Genomic DNA, 1,229 nt, shown 5'->3' on the forward strand with positions numbered 1-1,229 from the left:
TATTTATAGGGAATCTTTGTTATTACATTAAAAGTTTGAGAAAAAGAAATTTTAGGGATTAGATTGATATGTAAAAGCCTCAATTATCTAATATACATTTAGATAATTGGGGCTTTTGATTTTGTTATTTATCTTTTATTAATGTAAGTGTCAAAGTGTGTCCTGAAGGATTTCTTGCACGGAAAGGAGTGAAAAAAATGCGAGAAATTCATGCTTTGTAAGAGATGAGGGAAGGCTCCTCGAAATCGGTATTCAGGTACAGGTTTCAAACCACCTTTGGGTGCTGCAATCAAAAGTTGTGGTACTGAGCGCAAATGGAAAAGGCTAACAGAGATTAGTCAGGTGTGTGCCATAAAGCTGAACGAGAGTGAACAATCCGATGAAGCGTCGTTACTACTTCTATACAGTCAAAACTAGGGGCTTTTGACACCTCTAGGAAGAGTCTGAAAGAAACCTGATTACTGTTCAGATGGCTGTCGGCGTAAAGGTTGTAGGAGTATGGCACAGGTTTTTACAAGGAACAGGAGAAGTTTGTATTCTGATGATAAGCGAAAAATCCAAGCGATGAACTGACAAGGATGAAAGTAGTGATGCAGAATACAGATGCGGAAGAATCCGTAGTAGTGATGAAATGGCTGTAATGGCAATGGAGCGAAGGGACTCTGTTATCTATACTTCAGAAATTGAACAACCAGAAATGGGAGGATTTAATGAAAGAAGGAAAATCGTTTGAGATTTCACAATATCAAGTACTGGAAGCATACAAACGTGTAAAAGCGAATCGAGGTGCTGGAGGTATTGATGGAGTTGACTTCACAGAGTTTGATAAGGATTTGAAGAATAATTTGTACAAGCTTTGGAATAGAATGTCTTCGGGTAGCTATTTTCCTAATCCAGTAAAAGGAGTAGAAATACCGAAGAAGAACGGGAAAAAGAGATTGCTAGGTATTCCAACTATTAGTGATAGAATTGCCCAAATGGTAGTTCGTATGAATTTTGAGCCACTTGTTGAACCGATATTCTGTGCTGACTCTTATGGATATAGACCTAATCGCTCTGCCATTGATGCAGTGATACATTGTCAAACCAAAGAAGAAGCAGAAAGACTCTTAGAAAAGCTCAAAGAAAGAATGATGTCATGTAAGTTAGAGCTACATCCAGAAAAGACGAAAGTCGTCTACTGTAGAAGTGATAATTTCTCAAAACGACATGAGCATGAATCGTTTGAC

General features: G+C 37.9%; 1 protein-coding gene. It reads left to right on the plus strand.

What is annotated here, in order from left to right; translation table 11 throughout:
• Positions 1-710: 710 nt before the first annotated feature.
• Positions 711-1,229 (plus strand): RNA-dependent RNA polymerase family protein (locus JDS96_RS30430; RefSeq protein WP_472926303.1); only part of this gene is annotated, 519 nt, incomplete at its 3' end.

The organism is Bacillus cereus group sp. N21, from assembly GCF_016483395.1.
Taxonomy (GTDB): Bacteria; Bacillota; Bacilli; order Bacillales; family Bacillaceae_G; genus Bacillus_A; species Bacillus_A pseudomycoides.